Source organism: Rhizobacter sp. P2_H3 (assembly GCF_056403355.1).
In genome coordinates, this window is record NZ_JBFUFQ010000102.1 from 1 (window position 1) to 20343 (window position 20343).

The 20343-nt window shown below is 69.4% G+C and carries 17 protein-coding genes and 1 riboswitch; of the genes, 14 read left to right on the top strand and 3 right to left on the bottom strand.

Annotation, left to right across the window (positions count from 1 at the left end):
- Nucleotides 1–172: 172 nt before the first annotated feature.
- Nucleotides 173–586, top strand: a complete 414-nt coding sequence (locus AC1D1T_RS18420) for a VOC family protein (protein ID WP_477825250.1) — start codon at nucleotides 173–175, stop codon at nucleotides 584–586.
- 15 nt (nucleotides 587–601) lie between these two features.
- Here AC1D1T_RS18420 and AC1D1T_RS18425 read toward each other — a convergent pair whose 3' ends face one another.
- Together AC1D1T_RS18425 and AC1D1T_RS18430 are read right to left on the bottom strand one after the other, a co-directional pair.
- Entirely contained in the window at nucleotides 602–1435 is an 834-nt protein-coding gene (locus tag AC1D1T_RS18425) for a tetratricopeptide repeat protein (RefSeq protein ID WP_465110404.1), read from the bottom strand.
- 18 nt (nucleotides 1436–1453) lie between these two features.
- Nucleotides 1454–2458 (bottom strand): fumarylacetoacetate hydrolase family protein, encoded by a 1005-nt coding sequence (locus AC1D1T_RS18430; RefSeq protein ID WP_477825251.1) that lies wholly within the window; start codon nucleotides 2456–2458, stop codon nucleotides 1454–1456.
- Between the two features lie 122 nt (nucleotides 2459–2580).
- Between AC1D1T_RS18430 and AC1D1T_RS18435 the strand changes: the two genes are divergently transcribed.
- The 7 genes from AC1D1T_RS18435 (at nucleotide 2581) to AC1D1T_RS18465 (ending at nucleotide 10831) form a co-directional block, all read left to right on the top strand.
- Nucleotides 2581–3567, top strand: coding sequence for a DUF3108 domain-containing protein (locus tag AC1D1T_RS18435; protein WP_477992278.1), 987 nt, complete (start codon nucleotides 2581–2583; stop codon nucleotides 3565–3567).
- A gap of 66 nt (nucleotides 3568–3633) precedes the next feature.
- Complete coding sequence (locus AC1D1T_RS18440; protein ID WP_477825253.1) at nucleotides 3634–3906, top strand: BTH_I0359 family protein; 273 nt, start codon at nucleotides 3634–3636, stop codon at nucleotides 3904–3906.
- 91 nt (nucleotides 3907–3997) lie between these two features.
- On the top strand, nucleotides 3998–6304 hold the full coding sequence (locus tag AC1D1T_RS18445) for an ATP-binding protein (RefSeq protein ID WP_477825254.1): 2307 nt from the start codon (nucleotides 3998–4000) through the stop codon (nucleotides 6302–6304).
- Nucleotides 6305–6442: 138 nt separating this feature from the next.
- Nucleotides 6443–8497, top strand: a complete 2055-nt coding sequence (locus AC1D1T_RS18450) for a putative bifunctional diguanylate cyclase/phosphodiesterase (RefSeq protein WP_477992279.1) — start codon at nucleotides 6443–6445, stop codon at nucleotides 8495–8497.
- Between the two features lie 84 nt (nucleotides 8498–8581).
- A complete protein-coding gene (locus AC1D1T_RS18455) occupies nucleotides 8582–8944 on the top strand; it encodes a hypothetical protein (RefSeq protein ID WP_047509748.1) in 363 nt (120 codons plus the stop codon).
- Nucleotides 8941–9684 carry a zeta toxin family protein gene (locus AC1D1T_RS18460; RefSeq protein ID WP_477825446.1) on the top strand — a complete coding sequence of 248 codons (744 nt, stop codon included), beginning with the start codon at nucleotides 8941–8943 and terminating at the stop codon, nucleotides 9682–9684. Before AC1D1T_RS18455 ends, AC1D1T_RS18460 begins: the two co-directional genes overlap by 4 nt.
- Before the next feature lie 97 nt (nucleotides 9685–9781).
- Nucleotides 9782–10831, top strand: coding sequence for a homocysteine S-methyltransferase family protein (locus AC1D1T_RS18465; protein ID WP_477825447.1), 1050 nt, complete (start codon nucleotides 9782–9784; stop codon nucleotides 10829–10831).
- A gap of 5 nt (nucleotides 10832–10836) precedes the next feature.
- Here AC1D1T_RS18465 and AC1D1T_RS18470 read toward each other — a convergent pair whose 3' ends face one another.
- A complete protein-coding gene (locus AC1D1T_RS18470) occupies nucleotides 10837–11457 on the bottom strand; it encodes an OmpA family protein (RefSeq protein ID WP_047509754.1) in 621 nt (206 codons plus the stop codon).
- A gap of 118 nt (nucleotides 11458–11575) precedes the next feature.
- Nucleotides 11576–11651: riboswitch (S-adenosyl-L-homocysteine riboswitch) on the top strand.
- Nucleotides 11652–11709: 58 nt separating this feature from the next.
- Here AC1D1T_RS18470 and metH point away from each other — a divergent pair.
- The 6 genes from metH to AC1D1T_RS18500 all read left to right on the top strand — a co-directional run bounded on the left by metH (nucleotide 11710) and on the right by AC1D1T_RS18500 (nucleotide 20205).
- Nucleotides 11710–14481, top strand: a complete 2772-nt coding sequence (gene metH, locus AC1D1T_RS18475) for a methionine synthase (protein WP_465110412.1) — start codon at nucleotides 11710–11712, stop codon at nucleotides 14479–14481.
- A gap of 246 nt (nucleotides 14482–14727) precedes the next feature.
- The gene (locus AC1D1T_RS18480; protein ID WP_047509758.1) at nucleotides 14728–16485 is read left to right on the top strand and encodes a DUF1800 domain-containing protein; all 1758 of its coding nucleotides are present in this window, start codon (nucleotides 14728–14730) and stop codon (nucleotides 16483–16485) included.
- Nucleotides 16486–16496: 11 nt separating this feature from the next.
- Nucleotides 16497–17969 carry a DUF1501 domain-containing protein gene (locus AC1D1T_RS18485; protein WP_465110413.1) on the top strand — a complete coding sequence of 491 codons (1473 nt, stop codon included), beginning with the start codon at nucleotides 16497–16499 and terminating at the stop codon, nucleotides 17967–17969.
- 48 nt (nucleotides 17970–18017) lie between these two features.
- Nucleotides 18018–18626 carry a glycine zipper 2TM domain-containing protein gene (locus tag AC1D1T_RS18490; RefSeq protein WP_465110414.1) on the top strand — a complete coding sequence of 203 codons (609 nt, stop codon included), beginning with the start codon at nucleotides 18018–18020 and terminating at the stop codon, nucleotides 18624–18626.
- Between the two features lie 156 nt (nucleotides 18627–18782).
- Nucleotides 18783–19502 (top strand): hypothetical protein, encoded by a 720-nt coding sequence (locus tag AC1D1T_RS18495; protein WP_477825449.1) that lies wholly within the window; start codon nucleotides 18783–18785, stop codon nucleotides 19500–19502.
- A 55-nt stretch (nucleotides 19503–19557) separates the two neighbouring features.
- Nucleotides 19558–20205, top strand: a complete 648-nt coding sequence (locus AC1D1T_RS18500; protein ID WP_477825450.1) for a sigma-70 family RNA polymerase sigma factor — start codon at nucleotides 19558–19560, stop codon at nucleotides 20203–20205.
- Nucleotides 20206–20343: the final 138 nt, after the last annotated feature.

Sequence of the window (20343 nt, forward strand, 5' to 3'; positions counted from 1 at the left end):
CGCGCCTGCTGCGCGGCGGCCTGCTGCGCGCAGGCCGGGTCGGCCTCCTGCGCGGGCGCGCCGGCGGCGAACCACAGCAACGGGAGGGCGGCAAGCAGCCGGCGCGCGAGGGCGAGGGTGGAAGGCGTCATGGCTGCGACTGTAGCCAAGCTGCGCGAGAATCCACCACACCATGCGCAGCCTGTTTCACCTCGCCTTCCACGTCACCGACCTCGATGCCGCGCGCCGCTTCTACGGCGGCGTGCTCGGCTGCCGCGAGGGCCGCAGCACCGACACCTGGGTCGATTTCGACTTCTTCGGGCACCAGCTGTCGCTGCATCGGGGCGAGCCGTTCGCGACCACCGACACCGGCCGCGTCGGTGCGCACCTGGTGCCGATGCCGCACCTGGGCGTGGTGCTGGAGCTGCCCGACTGGCAGGCGCTCGCGCAGCGGCTGCAGGCCGCGGGTACCGACTTCGTGCTGCCACCGGGCGTGCGCTTCGAGAACCAGCCCGGCGAGCAGTGGACGATGTTCTTCCGCGACCCGTCGGGCAACCCGATCGAGGTCAAGGGGTTCCGGTCGCTGGACACCGTCTACGACCATTGAGTCCCGGATTGGCGCTCAACCGACCACACGGCGCCACCGCGCCAGGGTGTCCGGATCCGGCAGGTCGTTCCCCAGCGCATCGATCGCGCGGCTGAACCACGGCCCCGCCTCTGGCTCGCGACCGAGTGCGGCGAGGTTCTCGCCCAGCTCGGCATAGACCCAGCCGTCCACCTCGCCCGCGGCAGCCCACTCCCGCTCCAGCCGCTGCTGCAGGACCAGTGCCTCGGCGTGGCGCTTCATCGCGCGCAGCGTCCACGCCACCATCCACTGCGCAATCCGCACCTGCGAGGGGCGACCGTCACGCTCGCGCGCCGCGAGCGCCTGCCGGAAGCTCGCCAGCGCCTCGTCGAAACGGCCGGCGCCGTGCAGGCTCATCCCGATGTTGTTGGCCAGCGAGCCTTCCCAGGCGCGGGCGTTGGCTTCGTCCGATGCCAGCGCGACGGCCAGTGCGCGGTCGTTCCAGGCCAACTGGTCAGCCGTGTCCGGCTCGACGAGCGCGAGCATGTGCATCGCGTCCACCAACAGCTCATCGAGCCGCGCGTCGCGCGCCCGATCGACCGCCTGCGCGAACAGCGGCCTGGCCTGCTGGCGCTCGCCGGCTGAGCGCAGCGTGCGGCCGCGTTCCAGCAGGTGGCGTACCCGCGGTTCGGCGCCCGCCGCGTCCAGCGCCTGCAGCATCGCATCGAGTTCGGCATGGGCCTCGGTGAACTGGCGCCGCAGGCTGTGCGTGCGCGCGATCTGCGTTCGCAGCGACAGCGCGTCGTCACCTTGCGCATCGGCGAGCAGGCGGCGGAACAGGGCCTCCGAGGCCGCCGGGTCGTCGAAATCCCAGAGCGAGCGGATGTCCATCGCGTCAGTTCCCCCAGGTCAGTCCGCCGCGTCGGACGTGCCGCCGCCTTGCCGCACCTGCTGGTCGATCGCACCGAACAATGAATGCCCGTCGAGCCCCTTCATCTCGATGCGGATCGTGTCGCCGAACTGCATGAACTCGGTCTTCGGCTCGCCCGATTCGATGGTCTCGATCGCGCGCTTCTCGGCGATGCAGCTGTAGCCGCGCGACCAGTCCTTGTTGCTGACCGTGCCGCTGCCGACGATGCTGCCGGCGCGCACGTTGCGCGTCTTGCAGATGTGGGCGATCAGCTGGCCGAAGTGGAAGGTCATCTCCTCGCCGGCATCGCACAGCCCGACCTTCCTGCCGTTCCAGGTGCTCTGCAGCGGCAGGTGCACGCGCCCGCCCTTCCAGGCGGCGCCCAGTTCGTCGGGCGTCACCGCGACCGGGCTGAACGCGGTCGCCGGCTTGCTCTGGAAGAAGCCGAAGCCCTTCGCCAGCTCGGCCGGAATCAGGTGGCGCAGCGACACGTCGTTGGCCAGCATCAGCAGCCGGATGCCCTCCAGCGCCTGCTCCGGCGCGGTGCCCATCGGCACGTCGCCGGTGACGACCGCGACCTCGGCCTCGAAATCGATGCCCATCTTCTCGCTCGGCACGACGATGTCGTCGCAGGCGCCGATGAAGTCGTCGCTGCCGCCCTGGTACATCAGCGGGTCGGTGTAGAAGCTCTCCGGCACCTCGGCGTTGCGCGCCTTGCGCACCAGCTCGACGTGGTTGATGAAGGCCGAGCCGTCGGCCCACTGGTAGGCGCGCGGCAGCGGCGCGGCGCACTGCTTCGGCTCGAACGGGAAGGCATGCCGGGTCTTGCCGTGGTTCAGCGTCACGTAAAGATCCTCGAGCTGCGGCGACAGGAAGTTCCAGTCGTCCAGCACCTGCTGCAGGCGCGTGGCGATGCCGGTGGCGTAGTGGGCGGTGCTCAGGTCGCGCGAGACGACGACCAGCTGGCCGTCGCGCGAGCCGTCCTTGTAGGTGGCGAGTTTCATCGGGTGTCCGTAGGATCGGGGAAAGGCCCGGGAAAGGGCATGAGGTTTGCCGTATTGTCGATGCCTGATCGGTCCCCATCTGCCTCCCATCCCCCAACTTGACTGCCCGTCGCCCCGCCCCCTTGCGAATCCTGCCCCCCCTCACCGCCCTGTCCCTCGTGCTGCTGATGCACGCCGYCGCCTGGCAGGGCGTCGCGGGCGGCGCATCGGCCGGGCGCTCCGACCTGGTGGTGTCGGCGATGCAGGTGCGCTCGGTCGAGGCGGCAGCGGCCGCCGCCGTTGTCACGCCGCCGCCGCCGGCCCCGGCCGTGCCGCGCCGGGACGCTTCGGCGCGAACCGAGCCCAGGCCCCGCCCATCTGACACACCGACCGACACGCCGACGCTGCTGGCGGCCGCCCGCGCCGCGTCGRCACCGGCGGCCGCCGCACCGGACGACGCCGAGGTCGCACCGGTCTACCCGACCCGCCTGCCGCCGTCGGCCGTGCTGCGTTTCGACCTGCGCCGCAGCGGCTTCAGCGGCCGCAGCGAGCTGCAGTGGCAGAACCTGAACGCCCAGGGCCAGTACCAGGTGCGCCTCGAAGGCAGCGTCGCCGGCTTCCGCGTCTTCACCTGGGCCAGCCAGGGGCGCGTCGACAAGGCGGGCATCGCGCCGCTGCGCTTCACCGACGAACGCCGCGGCAAGTCGCTGCAGGCGGCCAACTTCCAGCGCGAGGCCGGCAAGATCACGTTCTCCGGCCCGAGCACCGAGTACCCGCTGGTGGCCGGCGCGCAGGATCGCCTCAGCTGGATGATCCAGCTCGGCGCGGTGCTGAGCGCCCGCAGCGCGCCGCCGGCCGCCGGCGAGCGTCTGTCGTTCTTCGTGGCCGGGGCCAAGGGCGAGGGCGAGGTCTGGCACTTCGTGTCGCAAGGCCTGCAGAGCGTCAATGTGCAGGACCAGGCGACGCCCGCCTGGCGCTTCACGCGCGAGCCGCGCAAGCCGCATGACACGCGCATCGAGGTCTGGCTCGATCCGGCGCGCCATTTCCTGCCGGTGCGCTACCGGCAAAGCAGCGACGGGTCGAACGACGTGCTCGACCTGATCCTGCAAGAGATGCAGATCGCCTCCTGATGGCACCGGGGCGCGACTTGAAAAACCGTCAACGCCCCACCAACTGTCCTTGAAGGAGAGCTTTCCATGCACATGCTCTATAACTCCGAGAACTTCGTCGTGGTGCAGTTCGACACCACCCAGGGTGCCAGCGCCGTGCGCGAGGAATCGCTGATGCGCGGCGGCTACGAGATCGTCGACAAGTTCGCGCGCAAGGAGATCTTCATCGAAGGGGCGATGGCCGAGAGCTTCAAGCAGGGCGTCGAGGCGCTGATCGAGACCTCGCCGAGCGAGGAGGAGATGGACGACTACCTCGAGCGGTTCTCGTCGCTCATGCAGCAGCCCCTCGTCCTGCACTGACAGATTTGTAAAGCCGGGTTCCTCCCCCGGCCGATGGGGCTTGCCGCCCGGCGCGGGCTGCGCCAAGATGGCCCGCACCGCAGGAGGATCCATGGCAACCCGCCAGCTCGATGCACGCATGCTGCTGTCGCCCGGCCTGACCGAGGCGCCGGTGCTCGACCGCATGTGCTCGCAGTTCGTGCTGACGCTCACGGTGCGGCATGCGGGGCGCTTCAACCTGCGGCGCGACTGGAACAGCCTGCTGTCGCTGACCGGGCGCCACCTGGTCTGGCCGGCCAGCGTGCTCGGGCGGCTGCGGGATTTCCTGAAGAACCGCTGCAAGGGCAACGAGCACTGGCGCGGCCATGAGGCGCTGGCCGACGAGGCCTTCATGGCCCGCCATGGTGCATGGCGCGGCCCGTATGAAGAGGGCACGCTGTTCTTCTACGTCGACGAGTACATCAAGGACGCACCGAAGGACCTGCTGGCGGTGCTGGGCGCGACCGCCGACTGGCTCGACCGCAGCCTGAAGAAGGAATCGACGCTGGTGCAGAAGAACATCGACGCGCTGGCCGGCCTGCTGCAGCTGAACCCGGCCGAGCGCGCGCTGCTGCTGTACGGCACGCTCGCCCGCTACCAGCGCGACCTGCGCGGGCTGCTGGTCGAGTTCAAGGTGTCGAACGCGCAGGAGGCCTATGCCGCGATCGCCGCGGTGGCCGGCGTCAACGAGCAGGACGTGGCCGAGGCGCTGCGTGCCGGTTCGCGCCTGGAGCGCATCGGCATGGTCGAGAACCTGATCTCCGAGCACAACATCACCGACCTGGCCGACCTGATGAAGGTCAGCGAGCAGCTGCCGCCGGTGCTGATGCGCCACTACGCCGGCCCTTCGGACCTGATGGCGGTGTTCACCCGGCCGGCCGCGCGCAGCGAGCTGACGCCGGGGGATTTCCATTACGTCGGCGACGACCAGCGCGTGCTGACCGCGCTGCTGCGCCATGCGGTTGCGCGCAAGGCACCGGGCGTCAACGTGCTGCTGTACGGCCCGCCCGGCACCGGCAAGACCGAGCTTGCCAAGGTGGCCGCGCAGGCCGCCGGGCTGGAACTCTACGAGGTGGAGTACGCCGACCGCGACGGCAATTCGCTGTCGGGCCGCGACCGCTACCGCTCGCTGCAGATCAGCCAGGTGTTCCTGAAGGGCGGCAACCTGGTGGCGCTGCTGTTCGACGAGGTCGAGGACGTGTTCCCGCCGATCTCCACCGATGCGGCCCAGTTGATGGCGCGCATGGACACCGGCGACGGCGTCGTGTCGGGCAGCGTCAGCGGCAAGGCCTGGGTCAACCAGATCCTCGAGACCAACCCGGTGCCGGTGATCTGGGTCACCAACCGCATCGAGCAGATCGACCCGGCGTTCCGCCGCCGCTTCCAGTACCACCTCGAGCTGAAATCGCCGCCGCCCGGCGCGCGCGAGGCGCTGGTGACGCGTGCGCTGGTCGACGTGCCGGTGTCCGAAGGCTTCGCCGCGCGGCTGGCCGAGCGGCGCGGCCTGACGCCGGCGCAGGTGCGCACCGCGGTGAAGTTCGCGCGGCTGGCCGCCGAGGACGAGAGCGCCCCGGCGATCGAGGCCTTGATCGAGCGCCAGCTCGGCCACGCCGACAAGGCGCTCGGCAACGGCACGAACGGCCGCGGGGCCCGCCACGTCGTGACCACCTACGACCTGGGCCTCGTCAACACCGAATCGCGCTTCGAGCTGCCCCGCATCATCGAGGCGCTGCGCCGCAAGGGCCACGGCACGCTGTGCTTCCACGGGCCGCCGGGCACCGGCAAGACGGCGCTGGCCGAGCACATCGCGCAGCAGCTGCAGCGCCCGCTGATGATCCGCCAGGCCTCCGACATCGTCAGCAAGTTCGTCGGCGAGACCGAGCAGAACATGGCGCGCATGTTCGACGACGCCCAGACCGAGCAGGCGGTGCTGCTGCTCGACGAGGCCGACAGCTTCCTGCGCAGCCGCCGCATGGCCGAGCGCAACTACGAGGTCAGCGAGGTCAACGAGATGCTGCAGGGCATGGAGCGCTTCGCCGGCGTCTTCATCTGCACGACCAACCTGTTCGACGAGCTCGACGAGGCGGCGCTGCGGCGCTTCACGTTCAAGATCCGCTTCCGGCCGCTGACCGCCGCGCAGCGCGAGCGCATGTTCATCGCCGAGGCGTTGGGCGGCGATGCCGGGCTGCTCGACGGCGAGCAACGCGACCGGCTGGCGCAGCTGGACCTGCTCACGCCCGGCGACTTCGCCGCGGTGCGGCGCCAGATCGACGTGTTGGGGGAAGCGTTCACTCCCGCGGAATTCCTGTCCCAGCTTGAGTCGGAGCATCGTGTGAAACCCGAGGTGCGGCAACGCCGCGGGATCGGCTTCATGCACTGACCGCCGATCGTCTTCGGGCGCCTCAAGCCCGCGTCGTCCCGGCCGATAACGACCGAACGACCTGGAGCGGCGAGTTCGATGGACGAGGCATTCATTCCTTGGAGGTTCCGGCCTGACCTGTGGGCGGCCTCCTTCGGCATGGCCGTCTTTGCCGCGTACGTCGCGCTCGACCTGGCGCGCGGCGTCGCGTCGAACCACCGCGCGACCTCGCTGCGCGCGCTGGCCGGCTCGGCGCTGGCGCTGGCCGTCGGCACCTGGGCGTTGCATTTCATCGTGATGGCCTCCGGGCCGCTGCCGTTCCCGATGGGCTACAGCGGCTGGGTGGTGCTCGGCTCGCTGGCAGTGGCGTATGCCGGCTCGCTGCTCGCCTGCCTGCTCGGCAGCCGTGCCGGCCTGCAGGTGCGTGACGGATTGCTCGCCGCGCTGACGGTCGGCAGCGCGCTGTGCGCGACCTCGTTCGTCGCGCTGCTCGCGTTGCGCCTGCAGCCGCAGGTCGAATGGGAGTGGCGCATCCTGGTGCCCGGCTGGCTGGCCGCCTGCGCGATCGGCGGCAGCGGGCTGTGGCTGATGGCCTGGCGCCGGCGCGTCGCGCCGGTGGGTTTCCAGTGGCGCGCGATCGTCGCGCTGGTGCTGGGCACGGCGATGGCCGTCGGCAATGCGTCGGTCGTGATGGCTGCGCAGGTGCCGATGCTGGCGCTGTCGCCGACCGCCGACGAAGTGAGCCTGGCCACCGTCACCGCGCTGGCCATCGTCGGCGCGCCGATCCTGCTGGTGCTGCTGCTGCTGACCTCGATCCTGGAGGCGCGTTTCCGCTCGATGCTGCGGCGCGCCCGCGAGGAGCTGCAGGTGGCGGCCTACACCGACCGGCTGACCGGGCTGCCGAACCGCGCGATGTTCGACGAGCGGCTGCAGCGTGCCGTGCTGCGCGCCGACCGCCACGGGCACCGGCTCGCGCTGCTGTTCTGCAACCTCGACGGCCTGAAGGCCATCAACGAATCCTTCGGCCAGGCGAGCGGCGATTCGGTGCTGCGTGAGGTGGCCGGGCGCATGATGCACCTGGCCGGCGAGCGCGACATGGTCTCGCGGGCCGGCGGCGACGAGTTCCTGGTGCTGCTCGAAGGCTCGCCCGACAAGGACGATGCCGGGCGGCTCGCGGCGCGCGTGATGGCGGCGCTGAGCCAGCCCTGCCGCTTCGACGGGCACGAGGTGCCGCTGAGCTGCTCGATCGGCATCGCGATGTACCCCGACGACGGCGCGCTGTCGAAGCTGGTGCCGCATGCGGCGGCGGCGATGAATTCCGTCAAGCGCACCGGCGGCGCGGCGCACTGCTTCTTCGAGCCGCGCATGGTGGCCGGTGCACGCGACCAGGTCGAGCTGCTGCACGACCTGCGCCGCGCGATCGAGCACGGCGAGCTGGAGCTGTACTACCAGCCCAAGATCCATGCGCCGAGCGGCCAGATCACCGGTGCCGAGGCGCTGATGCGCTGGCACCACCCGCAGCGCGGCATGGTGAGCCCGGCCGTCTTCATCCCGCTGGCCGAACGCTTCGGGCTGATCAACGCGCTCGGCAACTGGCTGATCGAGGACGCGTGCCGGCAGATCCGCGTGTGGCGCGAGCAGGGCCTGCGCATGCGCGTGGCGATCAACCTGTCGGTGCACCAGCTGCGCCAGCCCGACCTGCCCAAGCGCATCGAGCGGGCGCTGCGTGCGCACCGCATCGAGCCCTCGCTGCTGACCTGCGAGATCACCGAATCGGCGGCGATGGACGACACGCGCGCCAACCTGCAGATCCTCGAGGAGCTGTCGGCGATCGGCGTGCACCTGTCGATCGACGACTTCGGCACCGGCTATTCGAGCCTGAGCTACCTGCGCAAGCTGCCGTCGGAGGAGCTGAAGATCGACCGCAGCTTCGTGCTCGACCTGGAGAGCAGCGCCGATGCGCGCGCGATCGTCGACGCGGTCGTCAAGCTGGCGCAGGCGCTCGGGCTGAAGGTGGTGGCCGAGGGCGTCGAGACCGCGGAGCAGCAGGACATCCTGCGCTCGCTCGGCTGCAACGAGCTGCAGGGCTTCCTGTTCGCCAAGCCGATGTCGGCCAAGGCACTGGCGCTGTGGGCGATGAACGACGAAGGGCCGGCGCCGATCGACTTCCGGGCCTCGCTGTTCAGCGACACCATTTCGTCGGCCACGTTCTGATTGAAGGGAAGCGGACACCGCGGTCGCGGATTGGGCACAATGCCGGCACGACGCAAGTCAACCCGCGCAGCTACCGACACTGCCATGTCCGCCAAGAAGCCACCGATCGCCGCCAAGACCGTTCGCCGGGACATCGGCAAAGTCATCGTGAACACCGCCCTGAGGGGAGAAGGCGTTGCGACGATCCATTTCGGTGAGGTGAGCGTGAAGGCGGCTTCGCCCAAGGCGGGCGAACTGCGGCGCAACGTCACCATCGGCCAGGCCGCCATGGCCCGAGCGATGCCGAAGCTGGTGAAGCCGGGGATTGCATTCAAGACGGCGCCATCAACGCCGCTCTTCCGTGCCGATCCGCTGGACCCGAGCCGCCTGATCCGCGAGGTGAATGGCAGAGTCTCGACGGGCACGTTCGTCAACGGGAAGTTCAAGGTGGTGAGCACCAAGCGATGACGTCGCTGGCGCAGGCCGTCGATGAAGTCCGCCGTGAACAGCGGCGCGCCGGGAAGCCCTTGGCGGTGATCCTTGCGGGTCACAACGGCTCGGGGAAATCGACGATGTGGCTGCGGCACCTCTCGCCGAGCTTCCGGATCCCGCTGGTCAACGCCGACCGGATGATGTTGTCCATCCTGCCCGAAGCCGATCATGAAGGTCGTTTGATCAAGTGGGCCCAGGCACTGCGCGACACCGACGAGAGCTGGATGAAGGTGGCTCAGAAGGGTGTCGAGGCCTTCGTCGCCCAGGCGATGGCGCGCGGCGTTCCCTTTGCGATGGAAACGGTCTTCTCCTACTGGGAAGCGTTGCCCAACGGCAAGTTCGCGTCCAAGATCGACCTCATCCGTGAAATGCAGGCTGCCGGTTACTTCGTGCTGCTGTTCTTCGTCGGGCTGTCGAACGTCCGGTTGTCGATCGGTCGGGTGATGACCCGAGTCGCGGAGGGGGGCCACAACGTCGACGTCGACAAGCTCGTCGAGCGGTTTCCGCGCACGCAGCGGGCGATCGGCGCCGCCGCCTCGGTGGCCGACGCGACCGTCTTCACCGACAACAGCCGCGGCAAGCGGCAGGCCTTCACGGTGTGTCGGATCCAGATCGGCGAGCGCGAGGCTTTCGACATTCGCAGTGGCGCGCGACGCCGGATCCCCAGTGAAATCGGCGAGTGGCTGAACGTCGTCAGTCCCAAGGTGCTCCCGTAGACCGAGGCCCCCCGGCCGGGCCACTGCGACAACAATGTCACTGGGGTCCCCTTGTCATTGGAGCGACGGGGCTGCAAGGGTTTCCTACAATCGCGCAATGAACGCCCCCGTCTACACCCGTGGCGCGGCCCTGCCGCAGATCCTCTCGCAACGCATCGTGGTGCTCGATGGTGCGATGGGCACGATGATCCAGCGCTACAAGCTCGGCGAGGCCGACTACCGCGGCGAGCGCTTCGCCAGCCATCCGAAGGACCTGAAGGGCAACAACGAGCTGCTGCAGTTCACGCGGCCCGACGTGATCCGCGAGATCCATGAGCAGTACCTCGCGGCCGGCGCCGACCTGATCGAGACCAACACCTTCGGCGCGACCAGCGTCGCGCAGGACGACTACGGCCTGGGCGAGGTGGCGCGCGAGATGAACGTGGTGGCCGCGCGGCTCGCACGCGAGGCCTGTGACAAGTACGCCACGCCCGACAAGCCGCGCTTCGTGGCCGGCGCGCTCGGCCCGACGCCGCGCACCGCGAGCATCAGCCCGGACGTCAACGACCCGGCCGCGCGCAACGTGAGCTTCGACGAACTGCGCGCCGCGTACTACGAGCAGGCGGCGGGCCTGCTCGAAGGCGGCTGCGACCTGTTCCTGGTGGAGACGATCTTCGACACGCTGAACGCGAAGGCGGCGATCTTCGCGCTCGACGAGCTGATGGAAGACACCGGCGAGCGGCTGCCGGTGATCATCTCAGGCACGGTGACCGACGCGTCGGGGCGCATCCTGTCGGGGCAGACGGTCAGCGCGTTCTGGCACAGCGTGCGCCACGCGAGGCCGATCGCGATCGGGCTGAACTGCGCACTCGGCGCGACGCTGATGCGGCCGTACATCGAGGAGCTGGCCAAGGTGGCCGGCGACACCTTCATCAGCTGCTACCCGAATGCGGGCCTGCCGAACCCGATGAGCGACACCGGCTTCGACGAGACGCCGGAGATCACCGGCAGCCTGGTCGAGGAGTTCGCGCGCGCCGGCTTCCTGAACATCGCCGGAGGGTGCTGCGGCACGACGCCGGCGCACATCGCCGAGATCGCGAAGCGGGTCGGCGCGTACCGGCCGCGCTCGCGGCACGATCCGTTGTTCTCAGGATTGCTGGCCGCGTAGCCCGGCTACTTGCTGCCTGAGCGCACCGCCCGTTCGCCGATCAGGATCTCGACGCGCCGGTTCGCCGCGCGGCCGGCCTCGTCGTCGTTGCTGCCGACCGGGTCGCGCGAGCCGCGACCGGCCACGCCGATCTTCACTGGCGACAGGCCGCGCGCCACCAGCCAGTCGCGCGCACTCGCCGCACGGTCCAGCGACAGCGCATCGTTGCCGGCCGCCGAGCCCTTGCTGTCGGTGTGGCCGACGATGCGCAGCTCCAGCTGCGGCTGGCTGCGCAGCACCGCTGCCACCTTGTCCAGCAGCCCGGTGGCGACCGGCTTCAGCGCCGAGCGGTTCGGCTCGAACGCGACATCGCCCGGCAGCGTGAGCCACAGTCGCTCGTCGGTCGTGCGCGCCAGCGCCATCGGCGTGCCGTTCAGGCTGGAGGCCAGTTGCCGCTCGACCGCCTCCATCTGCGGCGACCAGCTGCGCGCCGCGCCGGAGGCCGCCTGGCCATAGACCGGGCCCGGCGCGGAGCCGGGCACCGAGGGCGCCGGCGCCGGCAGCGGCTTGACCTGCGGCGCGCCGCAGGCAACCAGCAGCGCGGCAACCGCGACGGAGAGAGCGAGGAATCGTGTGTTGTTGTTCACGGCAGAAGCAGTCCAGTCGTGGATCCCGGATTGGACACGCTCCGTGCACCACGACCGCATCAGGGGCTTGCCGAGTTGTAACCAAGCCGCTCACGGGGCCTGGCCGCATAAAATGCGCCTCTCCAAGGAGCGTTGCGACGGCGGCCCATCGGGCTGCCGCCAGGCTTGGAAGCTTGCAACCACGCTCACCCCTCGCATGATGAATCCGCATGCGCCCCGGGTGAGCTCCGGGGCGGTGCCAGCCGACCCGCCATGACCGCCTCCGCCTCTCTGTCGTCGCCGACGTCTACCGCCCGTCCCGTTCCGCCGATGAAGCTGTCCGGGCTGGAACCGGTGCTCATCGGGCAAGGCAGCCTGTTCGTCAACATCGGCGAGCGCACCAACGTCACCGGCTCGAAGGCCTTCGCGCGGATGATCCTGAACGGCGAATTCGAGCAGGCGCTCAGCGTGGCGCGCCAGCAGGTCGAGAACGGCGCCCAGGTGATCGACATCAACATGGACGAGGCGATGCTCGACAGCAAGGCGGCGATGGTGCGCTTCCTGAACCTGATCGCCAGCGAGCCCGAGATCGCGCGCGTGCCGATCATGATCGACAGCTCGAAGTGGGAGGTCATCGAGGCCGGCCTGAAGTGCATCCAGGGCAAGGGCATCGTCAACTCGATCTCGATGAAGGAGGGCGTCGAGCCCTTCATCCACCAGGCGAAGCTGGTGCGCCGCTACGGCGCCGCGGCCGTGGTGATGGCCTTCGACGAGAAGGGCCAGGCCGACACCTTCGAGCGCAAGGTCGAGATCTGCGAGCGCGCCTACCGGATGCTGGTCGACGAGGTCGGCTTCCCGCCGGAAGACATCATCTTCGACCCGAACATCTTCGCGATCGCGACCGGCATCGAGGAGCACGACAACTACGCGGTCGACTTCATCAACGCGACGCGCTGGATCAAGCAGAACCTGCCCGGCGCCAAGGTGTCGGGCGGCGTCTCGAACGTGAGCTTCAGCTTCCGCGGCAACGAGCCGGTGCGGGAAGCCATCCACACCGTGTTCCTGTACCACGCGATCCAGGCCGGCATGGACATGGGCATCGTCAACGCCGGCATGGTCGGCGTGTACGACGACCTCGAGCCGACGCTTCGCGAGCGCGTCGAAGACGTGGTGCTGAATCGCCGCCCCGACGCCGGTGAGCGGCTCATCGAGATCGCCGAGACCGCCAAGGGCGCCGCCAAGGACGACAGCGCCAAGCTCGCCTGGCGTGCCAAGCCGGTGCGCGAGCGCCTGAGCCATGCGCTGGTGCACGGCATCAACGACTTCATCACCGAAGACACCGAAGAGGTGTACCAGCAGATCAAGGCCGGCGGCGGCCGCCCGCTGCACGTGATCGAAGGCCCGCTGATGGACGGCATGAACGTCGTCGGCGACCTGTTCGGCCAGGGCAAGATGTTCCTGCCGCAGGTGGTCAAGAGCGCGCGCGTGATGAAGCAGGCGGTGGCCCACCTGCTGCCCTACATCGAGGAAGAGAAGCGGCTGCTGGTCGAGGCCGGCGGCGAGGCGAAGGCCAAGGGCAAGATCGTGATCGCCACCGTGAAGGGCGACGTGCACGACATCGGCAAGAACATCGTCACCGTCGTGCTCCAGTGCAACAACTTCGAGGTCGTCAACATGGGCGTGATGGTGCCCTGCCAGGACATCCTCGCGCGCGCCAAGGTCGAGGGCGCCGACATCATCGGGCTGTCCGGCCTGATCACGCCGAGCCTCGAGGAGATGCAGTACGTCGCTGCCGAGATGCAGCGCGACGAGCACTTCCGCATCAAGAAGATCCCGCTGCTGATCGGCGGCGCCACCACCAGCCGCGTGCACACGGCCGTGAAGATCTCGCCGCACTACGACGGGCCGGTGGTCTACGTGCCCGACGCGAGCCGCTCGGTCAGCGTCTGCAGCGACCTGCTGAGCGACGACAAGGCCGCCGCCTACATCGCCGAGCTGAATGCCGACTACCTGCGCGTGCGCGAGCAGCATGCGAACAAGAAGGCCACGCCGCTGGTGACGCTGGCGCAGGCGCGTGCCAACAAGACGCCGATCGACTGGGCCGGCTACGCACCGACGGCACCGAAGTTCACCGGCCGCCGCGTGTTCCGCAACCAGGACCTGGCCGAGATCGCGCAGTGCATCGACTGGGCCCCGTTCTTCCAGACCTGGGACCTGGCCGGGCCCTACCCCGCGATCCTCACCGACGACGTCGTCGGCGAATCGGCGCGCCGCGTGCTGAGCGACGGCCAGCGCATGCTGAAGCGCCTGATCGAAGGCCGCTGGCTGACGGCCAACGGCGTGATCGGGCTGTACCCGGCCAACACCGTCAACGACGACGACATCGAGATCTACACCGACGAGACGCGCAGCGAGGTGCTGATGACGTGGCACGGGCTGCGCATGCAGACAGAGCGGCCGGTGATCGACGAGAACGGGCAAAAGAAGCGCCGCCCCAACCGCTGCCTCGCCGACTTCATCGCGCCGAAGGGCTCGGGCGTGGCTGACCACATCGGCCTGTTCGCGGTGACCTCCGGCATCGGCACCGAGAAGAAGGAGAAGCAGTTCCTCGACGACCTCGACGACTACAGCGCGATCATGTTCAAGGCCCTGGCCGACCGCCTGGCCGAGGCCTTCGCCGAGCGCATGCACCAGCGCGTGCGCACCGAGTTCTGGGGCTATGCGGCCGATGAAGCGCTGCGCAACGACGAGCTGATCGCCGAGAAGTACCGCGGCATCCGCCCCGCGCCCGGCTACCCCGCGTGCCCGGACCACACCGTGAAGGCCGAGATGTTCCGCGTGCTGCAGTGCGCCGACATCGGCATGGCGCTCACCGAGAGCCTCGCGATGACACCGGCCGCCAGCGTCAGCGGCTTCTACCTCGCGCACCCCGAGGCGACGTACTTCAACGTCGGCAAGATCGGCGACGACCAGCTGCAGGATTGGGCCGCGCGCAGCGGCCAGGATGCGTCGCTGGTCAAGCGTTCGCTGTCGGCGCTGTTGTGACGGAGGGATGACGACGCCGCGGCAACGGCTGTTGCTCCGCGTTACATCCGAAGCATCCGAACGCATCGCCGACCGTTCACGTCATCTCGGCACAGACCTCGACGCCAGATAGCCCGGCCCATCTGTCAAGGATGGGCGCTTTTCCAGCCGACACCCTGTAGGCGGTGTCCGACGATGTCGCTGGTATGTCTCCTGCACGCAATCGACCCGTATCAGGTCGTACGCACCGCACCGAGGGGGACTGAAGTGACATCGCTTCCATCGACATTCGCCATCCGCAAGACATCCCGCCTGTGGGCCGGTGCGCTGTTGATCAGCCTGCTGGCCGCGTGCGGCGGCAACAAGAACGACGAAGACAGCGCCGCCGACGCCGGCCCGCCGCCGACCAAGGAGGCCGCGGCCCGCTTCCTGACCCAGGCCACCTACGGCCCGACCGCGGCCGACATCGACCAGCTCGCACAGGTCGGCTACCGGCGCTGGCTCGAGCAGCAGATGGCCAAGCCGCAGAAGCGGCACCGCGACTACATGACCGCGGCGATGAATGCCGCGGCAGCGGCCGGCACCAACGTCACCTCCAGCAACTTCATGGAGTCGTACTGGACGCAGGCGATCACCGGCGACGACCAGCTGCGCCAGCGCGCGGCCTACGTGCTGTCGCAGATCTTCGTGGTGTCGTTCGTCGATTCGACGCTGAGCAACCTGCCGCGCGGCGTGGCCGACTACTACGACGTGCTGGGCCAGCATGCGTTCGGCAACTACCGCGACCTGCTCGAGGCGATCACGATGCACCCGATGATGGGCGCCTACCTGACCAGCCTGCGCAACCAGAAGGAAGACGCGAAGACCGGCCGCGTGCCGGACGAGAACTATGCACGCGAGATCATGCAGCTGTTCTCGATCGGCCTGTACCAGCTGAACCCCGACGGCACCGTGAAGAGCGGCAACCCCGAGACCTACACGCACGACGACATCGCCGGCCTCGCCAAGGTGTTCACCGGCCTGAGCTGGTACGCCGGCCCCAACACCGCCGACCGCACGCGCACCCGCTTCTTCGGCGGCGACGTCAACGCCGACCGCGACTGGAAGCCGATGCAGGGCTACAACAAGTACGCGAGCAACACCGATTTCCACTCGGCCACCGAGAAGAAGTTCCTCGGCAAAACCATTGCCGCGACCGACAAGCCGGATGTCGAGGGCGACATCAAGGTCGTGCTGGACACGCTGTTCAACCACCCGAACGTCGGCCCCTTCCTCGGCCGCCAGATCATCCAGCGCATGGTGACCAGCAACCCGAGCCCGGCCTACGTCGAGCGCGTGGCGGCGGCGTTCAACAACAACGGCAGCGGCGTGCGCGGCGACCTGGGCGCGGTGTTCCGCGCGGTGCTGCTCGACCCCGAGGCGCGCAGCGCCGACACGGCGCGCAACGACTACGGCAAGCTGCGCGAGCCGGTGATGCGGCTGGCCCACCTGCTGCGCACCTTCCACGCGAAGTCGACCACCGGCAAGTTCCAGGGCATCGACAACACCGACGACCCGGCCGGCCGGCTGGGCCAGACCCCGATGCGCTCGCCGACGGTGTTCAACTTCTACCGCCCGGGCTACACGCCGCCGAACACCAGCATCGAGGCGGCCGACCTGGTCGCGCCGGAGCTGCAGCTGGCCAACGAGGTGTCGGTGGCCGGCTACCTGAACTACCTGCGCGGCTGGATCGCGATCAACACCGGGCGCGACGTGCAGCTCGACTTCTCGGCCGAGCAGGCGCTGGCCGACAAGCCGGAGCTGCTGCTGGACCGCCTGAACCTGCTGATGATGTCGGGGCAGATGCCGGCCGCGCTGCGCACGCAGCTGCTGTCGGCCGTCAACGGCCGGATGATCCCGCCGGTGCGCAAGGACACCGCGGGCAAGGTCATCAACCAGACCGACATCGACGCCGCCACGCGCGATCGCGTGGCCATCGCGGTATTCCTGACGATGGCCTCGTCTGACTACCTGACCCAGAAGTGAGGAACCGCGACATGTCTTCCAACCAAGCCTCCCGCCGCGAATTCCTGCGCCGCGCGACCATCCTGTCGGGCTCCGTCGGTTCGGCCGGCCTGCCCTTTGCCTTGAACATGGCCACGATGGGCGCGGCCGTCGCGCAGACCGCCAGCGACTACAAGGCCATCGTCTGCCTGTTCATGTACGGCGGCAACGACTCCGCCAACATGGTGCTGCCGTGGGACGACGCCTCGTGGCAGACCTACAGCACGCTGCGCGCGACCGCACCCGACCCGATCGCGCTGAAGCCGGTCGGCACCGCGGTGGATGCCACGGCCGCGGCGGCCTCGCCGGCCGCACTCGGCGGCGTGCTGTCGATCGCGTCGAAGAACCTCGCGAACCCGGAGAACGCGTCGCGCAAGTTCGCGCTGCACCCGAGCATGACCGAGACCAAGGCCTTGTTCGACCAGGGCCGCCTGGGCATCATCGCCAACGCCGGCCCGCTGGTGACGCCGCTGACCAAGGCGGAGTACCAGAAGGGCACGAAGGCGCGCCCGGCCAAGCTGTTCTCGCACAACGACCAGCAGTCGATGTGGCAGGCGCTCGGCCCGGAAGGCGCGCGCGTCGGCTGGGGCGGGCGCTTCGGCGACCTGCTGGCCGGCAGCAACACCAGCTCGACCTTCACCAACATCTCGGTGCAGGGCAATGCGGTCTACATGGCCGGCAACTCGGTGTTCCAGTACCAGGTGACCAACAACGGCGCGACGGCGATCGGCGGGCTGACCGGCTCGCTGTTCGGCTCGGCCGCGGCGACGACGGCCTTCAAGTCGATCATCACCGCCGACAACCAGAACCTGCTGGGCAAGGAACACCAGGTGATCGTGCGCCGCTCGATGGACGCGCAGGCCGCGTTCCAGTCGGCCTTCACCGCATCGACCGTCACCGCGCCGACGCAGTACTACAACCCGGCGCAGCGCGCCAACGCCAACAACGGCCTCGCGCAGCAGCTGCAGACGGTGGCGCGCATCATCGGCGCGCGCACCGCGCTGGGCACCAAGCGGCAGGTGTTCTTCGTCAGCATCGGCGGCTTCGACACGCACGACAACCAGAACCGCGCGCATGCCGACCTGTACGCGCGCATCTCGCACGCGATCAACTACTTCGATGCGACGCTCGGCACGCTGGGCGTGCGCGACCAGGTGACGCTCTTCACCGCGTCGGATTTCGGCCGCACCTTCACGAGCAACGGCGACGGCACCGACCACGGCTGGGGCGGCCATCACTTCGTGCACGGCGGCGCGGTCAAGGGCGGCGACGTCTACGGCCGCTTCCCGCTGGTCGGCATCAACCACGATGACGAAGTGGGCTCGGGCAGCCTGCTGCCGGGCATCGCGGTCGACCAGGTCGGCGCGACGCTGGGCAAGTGGTTCGGCGTCAGCGATGCCAACCTCGACATGGTTTTTCCCAATCTCGCGAACTTTTCGAAACGAAATCTGGGCTTTCTGGGTTGATGATCGCGTTCGTGAACGTTTTTCCTTTCTCTTGAACCAGGATTTGCCATGGACAGCTCTTCTTCTGCCAACCTCGCCCTCGACCCCTCGGCCACGCCGGGTGCCGCGGCGCCCGCAGCGCGCCGCACGGCGTGGTGGGTCGCCGGTGGCCTGGGTGTGGTCGGCGCCGGCGCGCTGGCGGCTGCACTGACCAGCGGGCCGAAGCCCGCGCCGGTCGAGCCGGCCGCACCGGTGGCGGCCACCGCATCGGCCAAGGGCAAGGCCAGCCACGCCGCCAAACCGGCACCGGCCACCACCACTGCGGCCGCCGACATCTGCGCCAACTGCGGCACCGTCGAGAGCGTGAAGACCGAGACTCGCAAGGGTGAAGGCACCGGCATCGGCGCGGTCGCCGGCGGCGTGCTCGGCGGCGTGGTCGGCCACCAGATGGGCGGCGGCAACGGCAAGAAGGCGATGACGGTGCTCGGCGCCGTCGGCGGCGGGCTGGCCGGCCACGAGGTCGAGAAGCGCGCCCGCAGCACCACCGTCTACCAGGTGCGCCTGCGCATGGACGACGGCACCACCCGCACCGTCACGCAGCAGACCGCCCCCGCGGTCGGCGGCCGCTTCGAGGTCGAAGGCAGCACGCTGAAGGCGATCCCGCTGCCGAAGGCTTGAAGTTGCCCACCCCCGAAGCGCCTTCGGCGCCTCCCCCTCAAGGGGGCACCGCCAGCGGCCCGGCGAAGCCGGTTCCGCGGCGGTCGCTTGGCTATGCCGTGTCGTGCATGGCGGGTGACGCTCTGCGCGATGGATCGGTGATATGACCATTGGCGCATGAGTGCGCCGTTGGTCTTGCGCGCCGTCGCGACGGCCGCAGCGGCGCTGGCCCTGTCCGGCGCCTGGGCCCAGGAGGTCGACGCCACCGTCGGCGCCAGTTCGGCGCTGCTGGTGCGGGGCGTCGCGCTCGGCAATGCCAAGCCGGTGCTGCAGGCCGGCGTGTCGGTCGACAGCGCCGACGGCTGGCTCGCAGGCATCGGCGTCGCCACGTTGCGGCCCTCCACCGATCAAGGCTGGACGACCCAGTTGTACGCCAGCGCCGGCCGTGCGTTCCGCCTCGACGACGACTGGAGCGCGCAGCTCGCGGCCAGCCACTACGCCTACCCGTTCGACGACTACCTGCGCAGCTTCGACCGCGACGAGTTCGCCTCGACGCTCGCGTGGCGCGACCGCGTGGTCGCCTCGGTCACCGCGCTGCGCCAGACTGCCGCGTCGCCGAACGGCCACCGCAGCGGCTGGGCCGCCGACCTGGTGCTGCGCCAGCCGCTGGGGCGGTTGGCGGGGGCCTCTTTCGCACTGACGGCCGGGCTCGGCCACCAGGACCAGCAGCGCCGCGCCGCCTTCAGTTACGACTACGGCCACCTCGGCCTGAGCGGGCGCATCGGCAGCCGTGTGCAGTACGAGCTGTCGCGGGTCGCGACCGACCACCGGGCGCGCGAGTGGTTCGGCGCGGCGGCCGATTCGCGCTGGGTCGGCAGCCTGACGGTCGGCTTCTGAAGCCGATTTCCAAAAATACTTGCAACTTTCGCGGCGCCCGCGCGTACACACCGGTATGCCGCTGCTTTCGCTGATCCGCGCCCGCCCCGCCGCCGCCCGCCTGGACGATGCGGACGAGGCCGCGCTGCTGCGCCGCATCGCCGACGGCGAGCGCGCGGCGCTGGCGGCGCTGTATCACGGCTACCACCGCCGCCTCGACCGCTTCCTGGCCCGGCTGACGCGCCGCGCCGACGTGGTGGAGGAGGTGATCAACGACACCTTCTGGATCGTCTGGCAGAAGGCCGGCGAGTTCCGCGGCGAGTCGCGGGTGTCGACCTGGATCCTCGGCATCGCCTGGCGCTGCGCGCTGAAGACGCTGCGCGAGCACGGCGAGGAGCCGGTCGAAGCGCCCGCGGATGAACAAACCCACGAGCTGCATGCCCTCGACGACCCCCACGCCCGCCACGAGCTGGCCGACTGGGTCGCCAAGGGCATGCGCCGCCTCAACGCCGAGCAGCGCGCGACGATGGAGCTGGCCTACGGCGCCGGCCACTCGCTCGACGAGGTGGCGCAGATCATGGACTGCGAGCTCAGCACCGTGAAGGCGCGCATGTTCCACGCCCGCGCGAAGCTGCGCCAGGTGCTGCCGATGCTGGCCGGCGTGTCGCCGGTGCGCCGCCCGGGCCGCGAGGGCCGCAAGGAGTACGACGATGAAGAAGCATGACGCCGATGACGATTCCACCGACCTGGCCTGGCAGCGTGCGCTGCGCCAGGCGATGGCCGAACCGCCGCCGCCGCTGACCGATGCCGAGGCGGGGTTGAAGCGGTTGATGCGGCGCATCGACGAGGCCGAGGCCGGCGC